The sequence below is a fragment of the Arthrobacter sp. ISL-65 genome, assembly GCF_018613795.1.
Classification (GTDB): domain Bacteria; phylum Actinomycetota; class Actinomycetes; order Actinomycetales; family Micrococcaceae; genus Arthrobacter.
Genome location: NZ_JAGGPN010000061.1, coordinates 16,320 through 37,026 on the forward strand (window position 1 = coordinate 16,320; position 20,707 = coordinate 37,026).

The 20,707-nt window shown below is 67.1% G+C and carries 18 protein-coding genes; 2 read left to right on the forward strand and 16 right to left on the reverse strand.

Going from position 1 to position 20,707, the window contains the following annotated elements:
* Positions 1–27: 27 nt before the first annotated feature.
* From J7I85_RS22840 to lysS, 5 genes are all read right to left on the reverse strand, one after another.
* On the reverse strand, positions 28–2,148 hold the full coding sequence (locus J7I85_RS22840) for a prolyl oligopeptidase family serine peptidase (protein ID WP_214857681.1): 2,121 nt from the start codon (positions 2,146–2,148) through the stop codon (positions 28–30).
* 199 nt (positions 2,149–2,347) lie between these two features.
* On the reverse strand, positions 2,348–4,840 hold the full coding sequence (locus J7I85_RS22845; RefSeq protein WP_214857683.1) for an ATP-dependent Clp protease ATP-binding subunit: 2,493 nt from the start codon (positions 4,838–4,840) through the stop codon (positions 2,348–2,350).
* Positions 4,841–5,332: 492 nt separating this feature from the next.
* Positions 5,333–5,659, reverse strand: coding sequence for an Lsr2 family protein (locus tag J7I85_RS22850; RefSeq protein ID WP_214857685.1), 327 nt, complete (start codon positions 5,657–5,659; stop codon positions 5,333–5,335).
* 137 nt (positions 5,660–5,796) lie between these two features.
* The gene (locus J7I85_RS22855; protein ID WP_214857686.1) at positions 5,797–5,982 is read right to left on the reverse strand and encodes a hypothetical protein; all 186 of its coding nucleotides are present in this window, start codon (positions 5,980–5,982) and stop codon (positions 5,797–5,799) included.
* 2 nt (positions 5,983–5,984) lie between these two features.
* Positions 5,985–7,523: a lysine--tRNA ligase gene (lysS, locus tag J7I85_RS22860; RefSeq protein WP_214857690.1), complete on the reverse strand. Its 1,539-nt coding sequence runs from the start codon at positions 7,521–7,523 to the stop codon at positions 5,985–5,987.
* 138 nt (positions 7,524–7,661) lie between these two features.
* Here lysS and J7I85_RS22865 point away from each other — a divergent pair, with 138 nt between their 5' ends.
* Positions 7,662–8,615, forward strand: coding sequence for an alpha/beta fold hydrolase (locus J7I85_RS22865; RefSeq protein WP_214857692.1), 954 nt, complete (start codon positions 7,662–7,664; stop codon positions 8,613–8,615).
* 60 nt (positions 8,616–8,675) lie between these two features.
* Complete coding sequence (locus tag J7I85_RS22870; RefSeq protein WP_214857694.1) at positions 8,676–9,512, forward strand: alpha/beta fold hydrolase; 837 nt, start codon at positions 8,676–8,678, stop codon at positions 9,510–9,512.
* Positions 9,513–9,560: 48 nt separating this feature from the next.
* On the opposite strand, the gene J7I85_RS22875 is transcribed toward J7I85_RS22870, so the two are convergent.
* The 11 genes from J7I85_RS22875 to ftsH form a co-directional block, all read right to left on the reverse strand.
* Positions 9,561–11,078, reverse strand: a complete 1,518-nt coding sequence (locus J7I85_RS22875) for a DHA2 family efflux MFS transporter permease subunit (protein ID WP_214857696.1) — start codon at positions 11,076–11,078, stop codon at positions 9,561–9,563.
* Positions 11,079–11,228: 150 nt separating this feature from the next.
* The gene (locus J7I85_RS22880; RefSeq protein WP_214857698.1) at positions 11,229–12,158 is read right to left on the reverse strand and encodes a pantoate--beta-alanine ligase; all 930 of its coding nucleotides are present in this window, start codon (positions 12,156–12,158) and stop codon (positions 11,229–11,231) included.
* A 33-nt stretch (positions 12,159–12,191) separates the two neighbouring features.
* Entirely contained in the window at positions 12,192–13,112 is a 921-nt protein-coding gene (locus J7I85_RS22885; protein ID WP_214857700.1) for a Rossmann-like and DUF2520 domain-containing protein, read from the reverse strand.
* The gene (locus J7I85_RS22890; RefSeq protein ID WP_214857703.1) at positions 13,105–14,643 is read right to left on the reverse strand and encodes a PH domain-containing protein; all 1,539 of its coding nucleotides are present in this window, start codon (positions 14,641–14,643) and stop codon (positions 13,105–13,107) included. Before J7I85_RS22890 ends, J7I85_RS22885 begins: the two co-directional genes overlap by 8 nt.
* On the reverse strand, positions 14,640–15,152 hold the full coding sequence (locus J7I85_RS22895) for a PH domain-containing protein (RefSeq protein WP_214857705.1): 513 nt from the start codon (positions 15,150–15,152) through the stop codon (positions 14,640–14,642). Before J7I85_RS22895 ends, J7I85_RS22890 begins: the two co-directional genes overlap by 4 nt.
* Positions 15,133–15,660 (reverse strand): DUF3180 domain-containing protein, encoded by a 528-nt coding sequence (locus tag J7I85_RS22900; protein ID WP_214857707.1) that lies wholly within the window; start codon positions 15,658–15,660, stop codon positions 15,133–15,135. Before J7I85_RS22900 ends, J7I85_RS22895 begins: the two co-directional genes overlap by 20 nt.
* A complete protein-coding gene (gene folK / locus J7I85_RS22905) occupies positions 15,657–16,256 on the reverse strand; it encodes a 2-amino-4-hydroxy-6-hydroxymethyldihydropteridine diphosphokinase (protein ID WP_251024734.1) in 600 nt (199 codons plus the stop codon). The genes J7I85_RS22900 and folK overlap by 4 nt, the downstream gene beginning before the upstream one ends.
* Positions 16,253–16,612 carry a dihydroneopterin aldolase gene (folB, locus tag J7I85_RS22910; protein WP_102973367.1) on the reverse strand — a complete coding sequence of 120 codons (360 nt, stop codon included), beginning with the start codon at positions 16,610–16,612 and terminating at the stop codon, positions 16,253–16,255. Before folB ends, folK begins: the two co-directional genes overlap by 4 nt.
* A gap of 25 nt (positions 16,613–16,637) precedes the next feature.
* A complete protein-coding gene (folP, locus tag J7I85_RS22915) occupies positions 16,638–17,558 on the reverse strand; it encodes a dihydropteroate synthase (RefSeq protein ID WP_214857715.1) in 921 nt (306 codons plus the stop codon).
* A gap of 10 nt (positions 17,559–17,568) precedes the next feature.
* Positions 17,569–18,207 carry a GTP cyclohydrolase I FolE gene (gene folE, locus J7I85_RS22920; RefSeq protein ID WP_214857717.1) on the reverse strand — a complete coding sequence of 213 codons (639 nt, stop codon included), beginning with the start codon at positions 18,205–18,207 and terminating at the stop codon, positions 17,569–17,571.
* A gap of 10 nt (positions 18,208–18,217) precedes the next feature.
* Entirely contained in the window at positions 18,218–20,284 is a 2,067-nt protein-coding gene (gene ftsH / locus J7I85_RS22925) for an ATP-dependent zinc metalloprotease FtsH (RefSeq protein ID WP_214857719.1), read from the reverse strand.
* Between the last annotated feature and the right edge of the window lie 423 nt (positions 20,285–20,707).

Genomic DNA, 20,707 nt, shown 5'->3' on the forward strand with positions numbered 1-20,707 from the left:
CGGCCGCGGCCGCCTCCGGCTCGGAGGTCAGAGGCCCAGATCCGCGGGCAGCTGGATGTCCTTGCCGAGGACGTTCCTGGCCAGGAAGTGTTCAACCACGCCGTACCAGACCTTGGCGTGCTGCGGCTGCAGGATCCAGTGGCTCTCGTCAGGGTAGAAGAGGAACCGGTGGCTCGTCTGCCCGTTCTCGTCGGACGCGAGCTGAGACTTGGAGAGCAGTTCGTACCAGAGCCGCAGGCCCTCCCCAATGGGTACCCGGTAGTCCTTGTCGCCGTGGATGACCAGCATGGGCGTCCGGATCTTCTCGACGTGCAGGTGCGGGGAGTTCTCCAGCGCCATTTCCGCCGTCATCTCCTTGAGCCAGTACTGCGACGCGTCGGTGGTGGGCACGAACTGGTCCAGCGCCCACAGGCTGGCATGGGTGACGATCGCCTTGAAGCGGTCCGTCTGCCCGGCCACCCAGTTGGCCATGTAGCCGCCGAAGGAGCCGCCCATCGCGGCCATGCGGCTTTCGTCGATGTCCGGCCGCTGCACCACCGCATCCGTGATGGCCATAAGATCCGTGAACGGCGCCTTGCCCCAGCCACCCCAGCCCCGCTGGATGTATTCCTGGCCGTAGCCCGTGGACAGGGCAGGGTCCGGCAGCAGGACAGCATAGCCCCGGGCCGTGAGCAGCCACGGGTTCCAGCGCCAGGTCCAGGCATTCCAGGATCCCAGCGGGCCGCCGTGGATCCACAGCAGCAGCGGCGCAGGGCTCCCGGGGGAGGCACCGGCCGGCAGGGCCAGGTAGGCGGGCACGCGGGTGCCGTCGGCCGCCGTCGCCTCCACCCGCTCCAACGACCCCCCGGTTTGCGGCCGTTCCGCCGGGGACGGCAGCCGCATCACGTCCCCGCTGGCGAGGTCGATCCGGACAGGCTCGGCGGGGAACTCGTACGAACTCCGCAGCGCATAGGCGCTGCGGCCATCGGGTGAAACGACGACGTCGGTGTAGGCCGCCGTGTCCGGCGTCACCCGGGTGACACTCCCCCGGACGGCAGCTTCCGCAACGCTGAGGCTGAAAACCGGCGACGCGCCGTCGTCGTCTGCCGTGACCAGGAGGGCAGAGCCGTCCGGGAGCCACGCTTCCGGGTGGGGCCAGCGGTCCCATTCTTGCGCCAGGGGCTGCAGGTCCTCCGGACCGGCTTCCCCGGAGACATCGAGGAGATGCAGCCTGACCTGCGGCGCCTGCTGCGGCGCTGTATCGCTTTCACTGACTACGGCGAGCAGGCCGCCGTCGGGGCTGACCGGGCCGGGAAAGAAGTTGAGGCCCTCCTCGTCGAGGAGGACCCGCTGAGTGCCGGTGGCGACGTCAACGGCCACGAGGACCGACCGCAGGTCCGCCTTCGGCAGCGGCTTCACCATGCTCGTGTAGATGGTCTTTCCGTCCGGGCTGACCACCGAGACGGCCTCCCGGAGGCGGGAGCCCGCCGCCGGGGTGAGGTTGCGCAGGGTAAGGGGCGCGGCGCTGTCCACGGTGGCGGGCTTGCCGGGTTCCGGCTCGGGCCCCGGCTCCACTGCGAAGAGCCGCGGCTGGGCAGGGCCGAGGTCCGCGTCCCAGTACCGCACCGGATACTCGCTGTGCAGGATGGCCGCCACCTTGTTGTCCTTGCGGCTCTTGCGGCGCTCGGCGTCGGCCTCCTCGTCGCTGGAGCCGGCAAGAACGGACGCGGTGACGAAGGCCGCGTTTGCGTCCCTGGCCGCCATGACCTTGTCCACGCCGCCAGCCCGCGACAGCACCACGCGGGCCTCGCCGCCATCTGCGGGGAGCACCCAGAGCGCACTGACCGGATCGCCGTCGGCCTCCCTGTCCGGATCCGGCCGCGCGGACGTGAAGTACACGTCTCCGTTGGCCGCGAACACGGCGCCGGCTTCGCCCTTGGCGCTGCGGGTGATCCTGCGGGCCTGCTTCTCGCCCGCGGGGTCCAGCTCCCACAGCGCCGTGCCGTAATCGGTGCCCTTGCTGTTGAGGGTGGCGACCGTCGTTACCAGCCGCTGGCCGTCTGGGCTGAAGGCCAGGCCACTGACACGCGGGATCGCCAGGTAGTGGTCGAGGTCGTGGAAAGGGGTCGCCGGTTGCCCACGCAGGATCGCTGCATCATCAGAAGACATGTGCCGATTCAACACCCCCTGTGCCCTGGATCACAGAAGGGTTCACTATCAGTGAACCAGCACATTCCAAACCTCTTTTGCCGGCGGGAGCGCAAGTTTTGCCAGCGGGAGCGCAAGCAAGAGGCCCCGCCTGCCCCCCTTTCGGGGGCTGGCGGGGCCTCTTGGCGCTGGAGTGCGGCTGGCGGTTAGGCGCCCAGCGCTAGGCGCTAGGGGCGATTTCCGGGATGCGCGGCTTGGCGTTGCCGGCGAAGGTGAACTTGGCGTCGTCGCCTTCGCCGTCCACATCCACCACCACGATGTCGCCGGCGTGGATCTCGCCGAAGAGGATCTTCTCGGAGAGCTGGTCCTCGATCTCGCGCTGGATGGTGCGGCGCAGCGGCCGGGCACCCATGGCGGGATCGTAACCGCGGGTGGCCAGGAGCACCTTGGCAGCCGTGGTGAGCTCGATGCCCATGTCCTTGTCCTTAAGCCGCTTCTCCAGGCGGCCAACGAACAGGTCCACGATCTCGATGATCTCGTCCTGCGTCAGCTGCGGGAACACCACGACGTCGTCAACACGGTTGAGGAACTCGGGGCGGAAGTGCTGCTTGAGCTCCTCCGTGACCCGGGCGCGCATCCGGTTGTAGCCGGTCTGGGTGTCCGTGCCGGACTGGAAACCGGTGGCGACGCTCTTGGAGATGTCCCGGGTTCCGAGGTTCGTGGTCATGATGATCACGGTGTTCTTGAAGTCCACCACGCGGCCCTGGGAGTCGGTCAGCCGGCCGTCTTCCAGAATCTGCAGCAGTGAATTGAAGAGGTCCGCGTGGGCCTTCTCCACTTCGTCGAACAGCACCACGGAGAACGGACGGCGGCGGACCTTTTCGGTCAGCTGTCCGCCTTCTTCGTACCCGACGTAGCCCGGAGGGGCACCGAAGAGGCGCGAAACCGTGTGCTTCTCGGAGTACTCGGACATGTCCAGGGTGATGAGGGCGTCCTCTTCACCGAACAGGAACTCCGCGAGGGCCTTGGCGAGCTCGGTCTTGCCGACGCCGGTGGGGCCGGCGAAGATGAACGAGCCGCCCGGACGCTTCGGGTCCTTCAGGCCTGCACGGGTGCGGCGGATGGCCTGGGACAGCGCCTTGATGGCCTCGTTCTGGCCGACGACGCGCTTGTGCAGCTCGTCTTCCATCTTCAGCAGGCGCGAGGACTCTTCCTCGGTCAGCTTGAAGACCGGAATACCCGTGGAGTTCGCGAGGACTTCGGCGATCAGGTCCTCGTCCACCTCGGAGATGTCGTCCATGCCGCCGGTCTTCCAGTGGCGTTCCTTCTCGGAGCGCTCGGTGATGAGCTTCTGCTCCTTGTCGCGCAGCGCGGCAGCACCTTCGAAGTCCTGCGCGTCAATCGCGGACTCCTTCTCCATCTTCAGCTCGGAGATGCGCTCGTCCATCTCCTTGAGCTCAGGCGGAGCGGTCATGCGGCGGATGCGGAGCCGGGCGCCGGCTTCGTCGATGAGGTCGATCGCCTTGTCCGGCAGGAACCGGTCCGAGATGTAGCGTTCGGAGAGGTTCGCGGCCGAGGCGAGGGCGCCGTCGGTGATGGTGACGCGGTGGTGCGCCTCGTAGCGGTCCCGCAGGCCCTTGAGGATCTCGATTGCGTGCGCAACCGAAGGCTCCTTGACCTGGATGGGCTGGAAGCGGCGCTCGAGGGCGGCATCCTTCTCGATGTGCTTGCGGTACTCGTCCAGCGTGGTGGCACCGATAGTCTGCAGCTCGCCGCGGGCCAGCATCGGCTTCAGGATCGAGGCCGCGTCGATGGCACCTTCGGCGGCACCGGCACCCACGAGGGTGTGGATTTCGTCAATGAAGAGGATGATGTCGCCGCGGGTGCGGATTTCCTTGAGGACCTTCTTCAGGCGCTCTTCGAAGTCACCACGGTAGCGGGAGCCGGCCACGAGGGAGCCAAGGTCCAGCGTGTAGAGCTGCTTGTCCTTGATGGTCTCGGGCACATCGCCGCGCACGATCGCCTGGGCCAGGCCCTCGACGACGGCGGTCTTGCCGACGCCGGGCTCGCCGATCAGCACGGGGTTGTTCTTGGTGCGGCGGGAAAGGACCTGCATGACGCGTTCCATTTCCTGCTCGCGTCCGATCACAGGGTCCAGCTTGTTCTCGCGGGCAGCCTGCGTGAGGTTCCGGCCGAACTGGTCCAGCACGACAGAGCCGGCGGGGGTACCCTCTGCCTGGCTCTGGCCGACGCCGGCGCCGGTGGTCTCTTTGCCCTGGTAGCCGGAGAGCAGCTGGATGACCTGCTGGCGGACCCGGTTCAGGTCGGCACCGAGCTTCACCAGCACCTGGGCTGCCACGCCCTCACCCTCGCGGATGAGTCCCAGCAGGATGTGCTCCGTGCCGATGTAGTTGTGGCCGAGCTGCAGGGCTTCGCGCAGCGAAAGCTCCAGCACCTTCTTTGCACGCGGCGTGAAGGGGATATGGCCGGAGGGAGCCTGCTGGCCCTGGCCGATGATCTCCTGCACCTGCTCACGGACGCCGTCGAGCGAAATGCTCAAGGACTCAAGAGCTTTGGCGGCAACACCCTCACCCTCATGGATCAGACCCAAGAGGATGTGTTCGGTACCAATGTAATTGTGGTTCAGCATGCGTGCCTCTTCTTGGGCAAGCACAACTACGCGACGGGCACGGTCCGTAAATCGCTCAAACATTTCGCCACACTCCTAGCTACGACGTACTTTGATGCTACGTGGGGGAAGCCTGACTTGGGGAGCTTGTTCGCCACAGGGGAAACCGGGGGCCTTGCATAGGTCCACGCAGCTGCCGTACCAGCCGTGCGGCCGCGATGCCGGAGAGGGCCTGAATAGTATCTGGGTGCCACCGGGGCGGCATTTACTGTTTCCCCCGACGGGGTGTTGGAAATCACCCGGGGCGGAATGTTCCAAAGGGACCCGGATTAGCTTGCGCACCGCTCACGTAAAAGCGGCCGGATTGCCGCGGGGCATGATTCCCCGCGGGAGAGCATTGTCGGATTCCGCTGACCGGAGGAGTCGATTTCCTGCCTGGCCGCCGGTTCCGGTTAACGGCGGTTCTTATTAATGAGGGTGGCACCCGCCGGTTAAAGCGCAGCGCCCCCGTCAACCGGGGGCGCCACACATATGTTCAGAACGTTTTGTGCCCCAACTGGTCGTCAGGGCACCAGGCTAAGAATTGGCCTTTTGGTAGGCTTCCTGGATTTCCGCCTGAATACGGCCCCGCGCGTTGACGGTGTAACCGTGATCCCGCGCCCACTGGCGTATCTGGGCAGAGTCCTGGTTGCGTCCACCCGATGCCTTGGCGCGGGCAGGCCGGCCGCCGGACGTTTTGCGGCCGGCTGAAACAAAGCGTTCCAGTGACGACCGCAGTTCTGAAGCGTTGGCTGAGGACAGGTCAATTTCATAACCGACGCCATCCAGGCCGAAGCGAACGGTTTCGTCCGCAGATCCCCCATCCAGATCATCCACGAGGACGATATTGACTTTCTGTGCCATCAAGAATCTCTCTTTTGGAAAGGACGTGTAATCAGAAAAGCGGATGTTTCTACCTGAAGTATGTCCCCCAATAAGGCAACGCGTCAAAACGCGCAATGGTTCCTTGGGGATAACCGGGCGGTATTGAAAGTGGCCTGTTATTTGTCTGATTTAGTCGGCGGCTCGGAGGAATCATCTCCGGCTGCCGCCTGCGCGTCGGCTTCAGCCTGTGCGCGGGCTTCGGCCTGGCGTTCGGCCTTGTCCGCGTTAAAGATCGACTTCATGGCAAACCAAAAGAGCAGGCCAACCACCAGCGAGGGCAGCAGCACGGCGACATAATCCATAATCAGTGGCCTTCGGGCTTGAGGAGGGGGAAGAGAATCGTTTCGCGGATGCCGGCACCGGTAAACAGCATGACCAAGCGGTCGATGCCCAGGCCAATGCCGCCCATGGGGGGCGCACCGTATTCCAGGGCGCGCAGGAAGTCCTCGTCCAGCTGCATTGCCTCGACGTCGCCGGCTGCTGCATGCATGGACTGCTCGGTGAGGCGTTCGCGCTGGATGACCGGGTCAATGAGCTCGGAGAACGCGGTGCCGCGTTCCATGCCGCCGATGATCAGGTCCCAGGCCTCGATCAGGCGGCCGTCTTCCCGGTGCGGGCGGGCCAGCGGCTGGGCGGACGGCGGGTAGTCGTAGACAAACGTAGGGTTCAGCAGGGTGGGTTCCACGATTTCGCCGAAGAGTTCCACGGCCAGCTTCTCCGCGTCCCACTTGGGATCGACCTTGACATCGTACTTCTCGGCGACGACGCGCAGCTCCTCGACCGTGGTGTCCGGGGTGATCTCCTGGCCCACTGCCTCGGAAAGCCCCGGGTACACGGCCACCCAGGCCCAGTCGCCGTCGAGGTTAATCTCCCCGGCTTCGGTCTGGAGCACCCGTCCCACACCCACGGCGTCCGCGGCGTCCAGGATGATCTCTTTGATGCGCTCCGCCATGACGAACTGGTCCGCCCAGGCCTCGTAGCACTCAAGCGTGGTGAACTCCGGGCTGTGGGTCGAGTCCACGCCCTCGTTCCGGAACACGCGCCCCATGTCGTAGACGCGGTCGATGCCGCCCACGACGGCGCGCTTGAGGTACAGCTCGGTGGCGATGCGCAGCGTCATCTTCTGGTCGAACGCGTTCATGTGCGTCTCGAACGGCCGGGCCAGGGCGCCGCCGTGGACCAGCTGCAGGATGGGCGTTTCCACCTCGACGTAGGTGTGGCGGAACAGGGTCTCGCGAATGGAGCGGGTGATGGCGGCGCGGGTGTAGACCATCTCGCGCGCTTCGTCGCGGACCATCAGGTCCACATAGCGCTGGCGGACGCGGGTTTCCTCGTTGAGTTCGGCGTGCAGCACCGGCAGCGGGCGGAGCGCCTTGGAAGCCATGGACCACGATTCGGCCATGACGGAGAGTTCACCGCGGCGGGAGGAGATGACTTCGCCCCTGATGAAAACGTGGTCGCCCAGGTCAACCAGGGCCTTCCAATCGGCGAGGGCCTCTTCGCCCACGTTCGCCAGGCTGAGCATGGCCTGCAGCCGGGTGCCCTTGCCGTCGGTGCCGCCTTCCTGCAGCGTGGCGAAGCACAGCTTGCCGGTGTTCCGGACAAACACCACGCGGCCGGTGACGCCGACGACGTCGCCGGTGGTCTCGTCGGCCTGCAGGTGGGCGTACTTTTCGCGGATCTCGCTGAGCGAGTGCGTGCGCTCAACACCCACCGGGTACGCCTCCGACCCGCGTTCGATCAGCTTGGCGCGCTTGTCCATGCGGATGCGCATCTGTTCGCTGGCGTCGAGCGGTTCTGGGGCGTTCTTGGGGGCGGGGGTGTTTTGGGAAGTCACAGTCATCAAGTTTACCGGGACTTCCCGCCTCGGAGTTCGGGACTTCCCACCTTGGAGTTTTTGTCCAGATATTCGGACTTCCGGGGCCATTTAGGCGCGGTATCTGTACAAAAACTCCGGACAGGCGGGGCATAGACTCGGGCTGTGGAGACCTGGACAGTTGAGACGGACGACGACGGCAGCCGGCTTGAGGTGCACTCCTTCAGGCCCGCCGCACCCACCAGTGCCGAAGGAAGAGATTCTGCCGGCAGCACTGGCGGCAGCACCTCCGCGAAAGGTGACCCGGCCCCGGTCACGGCCCCCGGCGTCGTCGTTATTCACGGAACACTGGTGACCGACGCGCTGTACCGGCCGTTCGCCCGGAACCTGAGCCTCCTGCTGAGCCGGCCGGTGCACTGCTACAACCGCCGCGGCCGGGCAGGATCCGCACCCCAGCCGGACGACTACTCCGTCGACACCGAGATCCGGGACCTGGCCGCCGTGATGAAAGCGACGGGCTCGGAGGATGTGGTGGCGCACAGCTTCGGCGGCTTCGTGGCACTCAAGGCGGCACGCGACATGCCTCTGCGCAGGCTCGTCACGTACGACGCCGCGGTGTCCCTTTCCGGCAACCTCCACCACCGTTGGCGGCCGGAACTGGAGCAGGCCGTGACGGACGGGCAGCTCAACCATGCCTGGGCGCATCTGGTGCAGGGGCTGGCCACGGCCGGCCCGCTGTCGTACCTGCCCCTTGGCGCGCTGCGGATGCTCAGCATCATGTCAGCCCGGACCAACGTCGGCGCGGAAATGCGGGAGCTGCTGCCCACGGCCGTCAAGGAAATGCGGGCCGTGCTCGACGCCGACGCGGAGCTTGCGGATTTCACGGAACTGGCCACCCCCACGCTCATGCTCAGCGGCGGCTGGAGCCCGGGATACTTCGCCGACACCGGCCGGCAGCTGGCGTCGGCCGTGCCGGCGATCGACTTCGCGGTAGTTCCGGGCCAGCTGCACGAGGGGCCGATCCGGCCGGGCAAACGCCTGGCCATTCGGATTGCCCGCTTCCTGAACGGCACCGACGGGACCATCACTCCCCAGAGCAAGAAGCGCCGGCGCGGGTAGCCGCCGGCTGTCGGGCATGGCCGGCTGTCGGCACACGCCGGCCTCCGATAGGCTCGGGGCATGACTCGCGAGATCATCAGCACACCCGACGGCGGCAAGCTCGAGCTGTTCAGCACGGGCGCTGAGCTGGCCACGGCCGGCTCCGGCGTGGTTGTGGTTACGGCCTCCATGGTGACGGCGGCGGACTACACCCGCTTCGCGCAGAAGCTCAGCGCCTCCCTCGGCCGGCCGGTGCACACGTTCAACCGCCGCGGCCGGGGCGCGTCCTCCGAGCAGGCCGGCGACTACACCCTGGACGTTGACATCCGCGACCTCGATACGGTCATGAAGCACACGGACAGCACCGACGTCTTCGGCCACAGCTTTGGCGGGGCCGTGGCCCTGCACGCGGCCAGGACCCTGCCAGTGGAACGGCTCGCCGTGTACGACCCCGCGGTCTCCGTCAACCACAGCGTCACGGCGGGCTGGACCACCGAATACGAACGGGCGACGGCGACCGGAGACGACGACCGCGCCCTCGCCGTCCTGCTCCGTGGGCTTGAGGCCGAAAGCGCCTTCTCCTCCCGCATGCCGCTGTCCATGATGACCCTCGCCAACAAGCTTACGGCGGGAACCACGGTGGGCAAGCAGATGCGCGAAATGATGCGCACCGGCGTCCGGGAGATCAAGGCAATCATTGCCGCGGACATGCCGGCCGAACCGTTCCTGGCGCTGCCGCTGGAGACGCTCATCATCGTCGGCGAAAAAAGCCCGGCCTACTTCGGCGTGGCCTGCGGCCAGATCCACGACGTCCTCTCCGGCTCCAGCTACACCATCCTGCCCGGCTTCGGGCACGACGGCGTCAACCGCGCCCCGGACAGGCTCATCACCGAGCTCAGCGACTTCTTCGCCGGCTAAGGCCCGCCCCGGGCTCCCCTCAGCCCGCCGCCGCCTGGAGGGCTGCGCTTAGTGGGTGGGGGCGCCCTGGGGTGCTTCGGCGCCTGCTGTCTTCCGCATCATCGTGGAGAGGACGACGGCGGCAACGGCGATGACGGTCGCCGTCAGGAACGCTGCGTTCATGCCCGCAACGAGGCCGGAGTCCGCCGAAACGAGGGCGAAGATGGACACGAGCAGCGCCGTGCCCGCCGCGCCGGCCACCTGCTGCAGGGTACTCATAATGGCCGAGCCGTGCGAGTACAGGTGCGGCGGCAGCGGGTTCAGGCCCGTGGTGAACGCGGGCGTAAAGAGCAGCGCCAGCCCGAAGCTGAGCCCGACGTGCAGGGTGACGATCCACCAAACCGGAGTGCCGGCGTCGAGCATCGCGAACTGCCACAGGGTCAGGACCATCAGCGAAGATCCGGTGACAGTGAGCGGCAGCGGTCCCACCTTGTCGAACAGCCGGCCGATCACCGGGCCGAGCAGGCCCATGGCCAGGCCGCCGGGCAGCAGGGCCAGGCCGGTCTCGAGGGACTGCAGGCCGCGGATTTCCTGGAGGTACAGCGGCAGCAGGATCACGGCGCCGAACAGCGCCACCATGGCCACCACCATCAGCAGCACGGAGACCGTGAACATCCGGAAGTTGAACGCCCGCAGGTCCAGCAGCGGGGCCTCGGACTTCTGCAGCCGGAGCTGGCGGAACGTGAACGCGGCAAGGCCGGCGACGCCAAGAACCAGCGCCACCACGGCAAGCGTGCTCGGGCCGCTGCTGCCGCCGTGGCCGCCGCCGATTTGGCTGAAGCCGTAGACAAGGCCGCCGAAGGCAGGGACGGTCAGCACCACGGAGAGGAAGTCGAGCCGGGATTTCTCGGTCTCGCCGACGTTGGTCAGGAACTTTGCGCCGATGGCCAGCGCTGCCAGTGCGATGGGCAGCACGAAGATGAACATGAAGCGCCAGGAGAAGTGCTGCAGTATGAATCCGGAGACGGTGGGCCCCATGGCCGGTGCAACGGAGATGGCGATGCTGACGTTGCCCATCACGGCGCCGCGGCGGGCCAGCGGCACCAGCGTGAGGATGGTGGTCATCAGCAGCGGAAGCATGATTGCCGTGCCGCCGGCCTGGATGATCCTGGCCAGCAGGAGGATCTCATAGCCGGGCGCCGCTGCGGCCAGCGCGGTGCCGCCAGCGAACAGGCCCATCGCCAGGAGGAAGACGGCGCGCGTCGAAAGCCGCTGGAGGATGAACCCGGTAGTCGGAATCACCACCGCCATGGTCAGCATGAACCCGGTGGAGAGCCACTGGACGGTGGGGGCATCCACGCGCAGGTCCACCATGAGCCGCTGCAGGGCAACATTCATGATGGTTTCGTTCAGGATCACCACGAAGGTGGCCACCAGCAGAGTGACGATCACCGTCACGGACTCGCGGGACATCCTGTCCGAGGGCCGTGCTGCTGCCGGCGCCGGTGCTGCGGCCGGGGATGCAACGGGAGCGGCCGGCTCCTGGGCAGGTTCGCCAGACGAATTGGACGTGACTTTGGTAGACATGGCGAGGCCCTCAGGGTGTTGGAATTGGTGGCTGGCGGTCAGCGCCGCTGCAGACTCCAACAGTGTAGTGGCCGGACCCATTCCCGTACACGTGATTTAGCCAGCCGAGATCCAAGTCACCCGGGAATTGAGCGCCGGGCACCTTATCCGTCAGGAGTTGAGCGGCACGTTGTCGATCAACCGCACGGCGCCCACCTTCGCGGCAACCAGTGCCAGCCCTTCACCGCGGAAGGGTGTCTCGTGGCAGTTCTCGGCGAGCGGCTCCAGCGCGACGGGATCGACGACGTCGAGGTAGTCGAGCCGGACCAGGGGCTGGGACTCGATCAGGGCCCTGGCCGAACCGACATCAAGCGGCTCGTTCGCGTTCGCCCGCTCCTCAATGAGGCGCAACGCGCGGGACAGGACCAGCGCTGCCTCGCGCTCCTCGTCGGAAAGGAAGCGGTTCCGGCTGGACAGCGCCAGCCCATCGGTGTCGCGGGCGGTTGGCACGGCAACGATCTCCACGGGGAAATTCAGGTCGGCCACCATGCGGCGAACCAGGACCAGTTGCTGGGCGTCCTTCTGCCCGAAGTAGGCGCGGTACGCTGGCAGCCCGCCGCCGGAGCCGGCAACGAAGGCGCGGCCGCCGGGAAGGCCGGTCCCGGGGATGCCCAGGTGCAGCAGCTTGGCCACGACGGTTAGCGCGCCGTCGAAGTGGCCGGGCCGTGATGCGCCCTCCCATTTCTCCCCGAGCGGGCCGGAAGTGATCCTGACCATCGGCGGCCCGTCGGGATACATCTCCTCGACCGACGGCGCGAAGACCAGATCCACGCCCTGCTCCTCGAGCAGCGCCATGTCCGCCTCGAGGGTCCGCGGATACCGGTCCAGGTCCTGCGCCTCTCCGAACTGCAGCGGGTTCACAAAGATGGAGGCCACCACTACGTCGTTCTGTTCGGCGGCGGTTCGCGCCAGCCGCCCGTGGCCGGCATGCAGGGCGCCCATGGTGGGCACGAGGCCCAGGGAGGAACCGTTCTTTTGCGTCAGCAGCAGTCGGCTTTGCGCACGGAGGGAGTCCGCCGTCGTTACGAGTCGGATTGCCATGTCAGTGTCCTCCCTTGGGCCCCGTGGCCGGTTTCATGCACGGCCGCCATTCTGGCCGTCGTCGTCGTCTGTGCCCTCAAGTGCGGTGCGGATATTGTCCGCCTGATCCGGCTTCAGCAGGCCCCGCCCTTCAGCGCGCCTGGCGGTAGCCTGAGCCATGGCGAGGTACGCCGCGAGGACGTCGCCGCCGGTCCCGCCGTCGTGCTCCCGCAGCGCGTGGGCGTGCGCCTTCACCGTTCCGGCGTCCCCCCGCGCCACCGGGCCCGTCAGGGCCGACTCGCCGGAGGCGAGCGCATTCTCCAGGGTCGCCCGCAGCAGCGGCCCGAGCATGCGGTCCGGCGCCTCGACACCCACCTCGGCCAGCAGCTGCGACGCCTGCGCCACCAGCGTGACCATGTGGTTGGAACCGTGGGCCAGGGCCGCGTGGTAGATGGTGCGGTCGCCCTCGGCGATCACCACGGGTTCGGCCCCCATCTCGACGACGAGCGCCTGGGCGATGGGAAGCATGGCGGCGTCCGCCGTGACACCGAACGTGCAGTCCAGCAGCCGGGTCAGGTCGAGGCTCATGCCGGTGAAGGTCATGGCCGGGTGCAGCGCCAGCGGCACGGCACCGGCCGCCCGGACCGGATGCAGCACGCCGACGCCGAACCGGCCCGATGTGTGCGCCACGAGCTGGCCGGGCTGCCACGCACCGAGCTTGGCGAGCCCCTCCACCAGCCCGCCGAGGGCATCATCCGGAACGGCCAGGAGCACCAGTTCCGAGCGTTCCACGATGTCCTGGATCTCCAGGACGGGAACGCCGGGCAGCAGGGTTTCGGCCCGTTCCCTGCTCGCGTCGGAGACGGCGGAAACCCCGACGACGGCGTGCTCGGCTGCGCGGAGCGCCGCACCGAGGACAGCACCCACTTTGCCGGCACCGATGATTCCGACGCCGAGGCGTCCTGGCTTAGCCACGTTGCTGGCCTTCCTGTTGGGGTGCTTGGGTAGTCGGACGGGTTTCGGCGGGCTCGGTTTCGCTCCCCGGCCGCTCAACCAGCGGAGTTGAGGCCGGCGCCACTTGGGCCAGCCACTGTTCACTCGTCTGCCGCCGCCGGGCCGCCCTCGCGCGGGCTGCCTGCGCGTCGAAGAGTGCCTGCGCCTCCCGGATGTCCGCCTGGATCACCCGCGGAGCGACCGGCCCTGCAGTGGTGTGCAGCACGAGGTCGGCCAGCCCGAACCGGCGCGCCAGAGGTCCCTGCTGCAGCGCAATCGACTGCGTCCGCTGGTGCGGGACCACCACAAGCTGCCTCCACCAGCGGCCCGACCGCATGAGCAGCGCGGTGTCCGTGGCCGCGAAGGCGTTGCGCCGCCAGCCCAGCGGCGCAAGCAGCCACGCCCGGCGCGGCGTGGTGACAAAGCCGCCGTCGGAATCCAGTCCATTCACACCCTGCTGGAAAACGCCCAGCGGATCAGCCGTTCCCGGGTCCGGCAGCACGAGAGCCATCATGTTCAGGACGTCATCCATCTTTCCCACCGGCAGCAGCGTGGTGCGGGAGCCTCCCTCGCCGTTGTTCGCCCCGGCCCCGTAACCGGCGGCGTTGACCTGCATCCGGTACCAGCCGAAGAGGCGCCACAGGGGCGGCTGCGCCACCTTCAGCGCCTGGATTCGGCCCGGCGGCAGTGTCTGCGCCTGCGTGTCGAGAAGCCCGTACCGGAGCCGGATGCCGTCCGGGGAGATGGCCGCCGTGAAGTTGTAGCCCTTGTTGAACGCGCTCCAGTATGCGGCGACGAAACCAAGCGCCGCCGGAATCAGATAAAGGAAGAAAGCCCTGTTTTCGGTGAGCGCGGACAGCACCACGGACGCCGCGGCACCCAGGACAATGAACACTGTCTGCTCGCTGAGCAGGAGCGAGCCGAACAGGCGCGACGGCGGGACCTGCAGGACCTGCTGCTCCGGCGCCTCGGGAGCGGCTGCTTCGGGCTGCGCGGGATCCAGCCGGACGCCCGACGCGCGGGCGAGGATGGTGGCGCGCAACTGGCGGGCATCGCCAATGCGCAGGTAGGCCAGGCGAACGGCTGACTCGCCGGCGTCGGCAACTTCGAACTTCAGTTCCGCGAGGCCGAAGATCCTGGCGAGCAGCGGCTGAACGATATCGATGGCCTGAACCCGGTCCAGCCTCGCCTGCCGCTGCTGCTTGAACAGGAAGCCGGTGTTGACACGGACGTAGCCCTCCGCCACCTGGTACCGGGTGAAATACCAGGACAGGATGAAGCTTAGGACCGCCAGCACCAGCATCAATGCCCCGGCGCCCAGGAGCCATGGGGCGCGCCCCGCGAAGCGGTCATCGATCAGCGGCTGGCCCTGCAGCATCCGTTCAAAACTGTCACGCCCGAAGAAGTAGCCGATGGCGGCCAGCGCAACCCAGCCCCGAACAAACGGTGTCGCCGGGTGCACGCGCAGCCACTCGCCGTCGGGCTTTCCGGAAGCGAGGCCGCCGGCGCTCACAGCCCGGCCAGCCTGGCTTCGCCGCGCGCCGAGAGCTGTTCCCTGAGCCGGGCGCCTTCCTCGGTGGGAAGGCCGGGAATGCCGGCGTTGGTGCCGGCCGATGCCGTATGCAGCTTCAGGGTGCACAGGCCCAGCCCGCGTTCCACCGGGCCGGCGCTGATGTCCACGTACTGCATGCGGCCGTACGGCACCACCATGACGCGCTGGAAGAAGATGCCGCCGCGGATGAGGAGGTCGTCCTCGCGCTCGGCGTAGCCGATGGCCCGCACCTGCCGCGGGATCAGGACCAGACGCCACAGCGCCAGCAACAGCATAAAAGCCGGAAGGCCGATGGCCAGCCAGAGCGGCGGCCACCGCCACCAGCCGAGCCGGACAAACACCAGCGGCAAGCTGAGCACGGTCACCATCACCAGGTTGCCGAGGGCCCACTCCACGAGCCGGACCGTGACGTACTTCGGGGACACGCGCAGCCAGGTGATCCCGGGAGGATCAATCGCCGCGGTAGGCATACTCGCCTTCCCCCTTGGCCTTGCCCCGGCCATGGCCCGGCAAGCCCTCTGCAGTGTCCGTCTCGCCGTCCTCCGGCGGGATCTTGCAGAAGCGTTCGACGACGAGCCCCACCACGATCATGACCAGCCCGCCACCGGCCATGCCGAGGGCGAGCCAGGTGACGTCCAGCCCGCTGCGAATGCTCCAGAACCGCAACTGGTCCAGGAAGATCCCGGCGTGCCAGCCCAGCAGCATCGTGCCGGTGTAGGCACAGGCCTGGGCGAGGACCAGCGTCCACGCCGCCAGGAGGGGGTTCAGCATTTTCTTCTTTTTGCCGTTCCTCCAGCGCAGCACGCGGATGCCCAGCACCAGGGTCAGGGCGACGATCACGCCCATGCTGACCAGCGCCGTGGCCGGCAGGACCGGCGTGGCCATGCCGTAGCGGACGGTCAGGACGGCAGCGGACCAGCCGGCGATGGCCAGGGCAAGGCCCACGACTGCGAGCAGCAGCGGGCTCACGGGTTTCACGGCTGCTCCACCGCCCCGCCGTCGGGCACGCCGTCGAAGTCCCCGAAGCCGTCGAATGGCAACAGGTCCGGGAAGTCGGCGGCCTTGGCGGCCAACTCCCCCACCGGCTGCCCGTTCAGGGTGGCCGAGGGGTCCATCTGGGACCAGGGATAGAGCACGAAGGCCCGCGCTGCGGCGAACGGGTGAGGCAGGGTCAGCACAGGATCGGAACTTTCGATGTCCCCGTAGACGATCACATCGACGTCGAGCGTGCGCGGACCCCAGTGGATCTCACGAACTCGGTGGTGCTTGTTCTCCACCGACTGGCAGTGCCGGAGCAGGTCGAGCGGTTCCAGCGATGTTTCGACCGAAATCACCATGTTGAGGAAGTCCGGCTGCCCGGCGGGGCCGCCGACGGCCTTGGTCTGCACTATCGGCGAGACGGCCAGGAGCCGCACCTCCGGGCGGTCCACAAGGTCCGCCACGGCCTCGGACAGCGTCTCGTTCCGCGCCCCGAGGTTACTGCCCAGGGCCAGTACCGCGCGCGAATAGCTGGTCTTCGCCGGTGCTGGCTTCTCATGGACCGGATTCTCATGCAGTGCGGGTGCCGGATTCATGTCCGCTCCCGGTAGACGCTGACGGCGACGTCGCCGAAGGGAACCTCGATGGGAGCTTTCGGCTTGTGCACCGTGATCTCCACGGCCTGGATTTTGAATTCCTGGAGCAGGCCCTCGGCCATCCGCACCGCCAGTCCTTCTATCAGGTTCAGGGGCTCGCCGGTGATCCAGTCGGTGATCCGTCCGGCCACCTCGCCGTAGTGGGCGGTGTCGCGGACATCGTCCGACGCCGCAGCCTGGCTGAAATCCAGGTGCAGCACGGCGTCCACAACAAACGGCTGGCCTTCGCGGCGCTCAAAATCGAACACCCCGTGGTAGCCGGTGGCGGTGACACCGGTCAGCGAGATCCTGTCCATGGCGGTTCTGCTCGGCCCTTCCTGGTCAGCGGCAGTGGTCCGGGGCCGCCATGCGGGCGGCCACCTTGACGGCGTCAAGGCTGGGTCCGACGTCGTGCACGCGCACAGCCCAGGCGCCGCGGGCGGCGCTGATGGCGGTAATGGCGGCCGTGGCGCCGTCGCGCTCTTCCGGGAGCGCCGACTTGCCGGCAACCGTCAGGAGCGTGCCCAGGAAGCGCTTGCGGGACGCGCCCACCAGCACCTTGTGGCCCATGGCATCGAGCCGGTCCAGGTTCCGCAGCAGTTCCCAGTTCTGCACATCAGTTTTCGAGAACCCGATGCCCGGGTCCACGATGATCTGCTCGGGCAGGACGCCGGCCGCATACAGCTTGTCGCGGACGCCGTTCAGCTCGGAGACGACGTCGTTCGCGACGTCCTCATACTCCGTCAGGGAAGTCATGGTCTTGGCATCGCCGCGGCGGTGGGTCAGGACATACGGCACCTTGGTCTTCGCCACGAGCTCGGCCATGCCGGGTTCGATGGTTAGGCCGGAGATGTCATTGATGATCTTCGCGCCGGCATTCAGCGCGGCCTCGGCGGTGGAGACGTGGGTGGTGTCGATGCTGACCAGCGCACCGGCCTTCACGAGGGCTGCGATGACAGGCACCACCCGCCGCTGCTCCTCCTCCGGGCTGACCTCCTCCGCGCCGGGGCGGGTGGATTCGCCGCCGACGTCGATGATGTCGGCTCCCGCGTAGAACATCCGGAGGCCCGCGGCGATGGCGGTGTCTGCCGTCGCGTGCTTGCCGCCGTCGCTGAACGAATCGGGGGTGACGTTGAGGATGCCCATGACGAGCGTGCGGTCGGTGGGCAGGTCGTCGAACTTGGCTGCCGGCCGCGGTTTGCGCAGGATGGGCAGGGGTGATGTTGCGGGTCCGGTTCCAGGTGCTGCAGCTAGGGAATCCATAGTCTGTTTTTTACCTTCCGAGTATGAGGCTCATGGCCTCGGCACGGGTGGCCGGGTCATGAAGTTGCCCGCGAACCGCGCTTGTGACGGTTTTGGCTCCGGGCTTGCGGATGCCGCGCATGGACATGCACATGTGTTCGCATTCCACCACCACGATGGCTCCGCGCGGCTTGAGGAATGTGACCAGCGCTTCGACGATCTGGGTTGTGAGGCGCTCCTGCACCTGCGGGCGGCGGGCATAGATGTCCACCAGGCGTGCCAGCTTGCTCAGGCCTGTCACCCTGCCGTCGTGCGAGGGGATGTACCCCACGTGCGCGACGCCGTGGAACGGCACCAGGTGGTGCTCGCAGGTGGAGTAGAACGGGATGTCCTTCACCAGCACGAGTTCCTCGTGGTCGAGCTCGAACGTGGTGCCGAGCACGCTGCCCGGATCCTGGTGCAGGCCGGCAAACATCTCGGCATACGCCTTGGCCACGCGCTTGGGCGTGTCCAGCAGCCCGCCGCGGTCCGGGTCCTCGCCTATGGCCAGCAGGATTTCCCGCACGGCTGCTTCAATCCGGGGCCTGTCCACCTTGTGGTGGTGGCCTGATCCGCCCACCGCCGAATGGTCGGCGGTGGCGGTGAGGTCGTCGTCGTCGAAGTGAGTCACACCAAAGAGCTTAGCCGTGGTGGCCGTCTGATCCCGCTTCCGTTACTCCGCCCTGGAAGGAGGCATCCTCCGGAACTCCCTGAGGGTGCGGCGGAATCGCGTCCAGCGGTTCCTCGAGGCGGGCTTCCTTGGCTTCTTCCTGGGCCTCGCGTTCGGCACGTTCCTGACGGGACTCCACAGGACCGGCAGACTGCACCGGACGGGTTTCCTTGGACAGCCAGACCTCGCGGAAGTCGCGCTTGCGGATGTCGCGGAAGATGTCGGCGATCTCCGACTGATTCAGCGTTTCCCGTTCCAGGAGTTCCAGAGCCAACCGGTCCAGGACGTCCCGGTTTTCGGTGAGGATGGCGTAGGCCTCGTCGTGGGCCTGATCGATCAGGCGGCGGACCTCCTCATCCACGATGTAGGCGATCTGGTCGGAGTAGTTCCGCTCGTGGCTCGCATCCCGGCCGAGGAACGGCTCGCCACCGCCCTGGCCCAGGCGCACGGCGCCCACACGCTCGCTCATACCGTACTGCGTGACCATCTGGCGGGCCGTGGAGGTGGCCTTTTCGATGTCGTTGGAGGCGCCCGTGGACGGATCGTGGAAGACGATTTCCTCGGCCACGCGGCCGCCCATGGCGTACGCCATCTGGTCCAGGAGCTCGTTGCGGGTGATGGAGTACTTGTCGTTCTCCGGGACCACCATTGTGTAGCCCAGTGCGCGGCCGCGGGGGAGGATGGTGATCTTGGTGACCGGGGCGGAGTTACGCAGCGCCGCGGCAACCAGGGCGTGGCCGCCTTCGTGGTAGGCCGTGATCTTGCGCTCGTGCTCCTTCATGACGCGGCTGCGCTTTTGCGGGCCGGCCATGACGCGGTCAATGGCTTCGTCCAGTGCGCGGTCGTCGATCAGGTTGGCGTTGGAGCGGGCTGTCAGCAGCGCAGCTTCGTTCAGCACGTTGGCCAGGTCAGCACCGGTGTAGCCGGGGGTCTTCTTGGCCACGGCCTTGAGGTCCACGCCCTGCGCGATCGGCTTGCCCTTGGCGTGGACCTGGAGGATCTGGTCGCGCCCGATCAGGTCCGGGGCTTCCACGGAAACCTGGCGGTCGAAGCGCCCTGGGCGCAGCAGCGCCGGGTCCAGCACGTCGGGCCGGTTGGTGGCCGCGATCAGGATGACGTTGGTCTTGACATCGAAGCCGTCCATCTCGACCAGGAGCTGGTTGAGGGTCTGCTCGCGTTCATCGTTGCCGCCGCCGATGCCGGCACCACGGTGGCGGCCGACGGCGTCGATTTCGTCGACAAAGATGATGGCGGGTGCGTTGGACTTGGCCTGCTCGAACAGGTCGCGGACGCGGGAAGCACCCACACCGACGAACATTTCCACGAAGTCGGAGCCGGAGATGGAGAAGAACGGGACGCCGGCCTCGCCTGCGACGGCGCGCGCCAGCAGGGTTTTGCCGGTGCCCGGAGGGCCGTAGAGCAGCACCCCCTTGGGGATCTTGGCGCCTACGGCCTGGAACTTTGCCGGCTCTGCAAGGAATTCCTTGATCTCCTGGAGCTCCTCGACGGCTTCGTCAGCGCCAGCGACGTCCGCGAAGGTTACCTGCGGCATGTCCTTGCTGACCATCTTGGCCTTGGACTTGCCGAACTGCATGACCTTGGAGCCGCCGCCCTGCATGCGGGAGAGCAGGAACCAGAACAGGACGCCGAGCAGCAGCACCGGCACCAGCAGCGAGAAGAGCCCCGAGAGCCAGTTACTCTCGATCGGCTGGTCCGTGTAGCCCTTGGAGGGGTTGGCAGCGGTCACTGCCTTGACGACGTCCGGGCCGCGGTCATTGACGAAGAAGAACTGGACGTTCTTGCCCTTGTCCTGGCCATCGACGACGAGGTTGTCTTTCAGCACCAGGTCGACGCGGTTTTCGCCGTCGAAGATCTTGGCCTGTTCCACCTTGCCGCTCTGGGCGAGGAGCTCGAGGCCCGGCTGCGTGTCGATGCGCGTCGAGCCACCCGGAGCCAACGTTGCAAAGGCCAGCAGGAGCATGCCGACCACCACAATGATCCAAATGCCCGGGCCCTTGAAGAAACTCTTAGCTTTCATCTGTTCGGGGGCTGGCCCCGTCCCTCCTGGTAGTGCTGCACGGCGCGAGGACTGCGCGCGTGTGGTGCTGCGTCGTTTCTAGCTATACACCGTCAGGAGTAATTCACGCACGGTGTAATACAAAAGTTCCCTCTGGGCGTAGTGGCTGGTGGGGCCGGGGTCGCGTCGCTATTGGACCGGCCGTCGGCATTTCTGCACCGCTTTCAGGCCTGCCCGGAAAACGCCCCCGCGGCATTGCCGGTCCAGGCCACGCATTGTGCCGCGAAAGTGGCGCAGAAATGCCTGCAAGATGGACCCTTGCCACGCGCCCGCGGACGCCCTGCTAATCGGCCCGGCGGACTTTTCTGCACCGCTTTAAGCAGCACGCGCCGCCGTCGAGCCCGTGGGTTCAGGGCTCGACGGCGGCGCGGTCGGCGAAAGCGG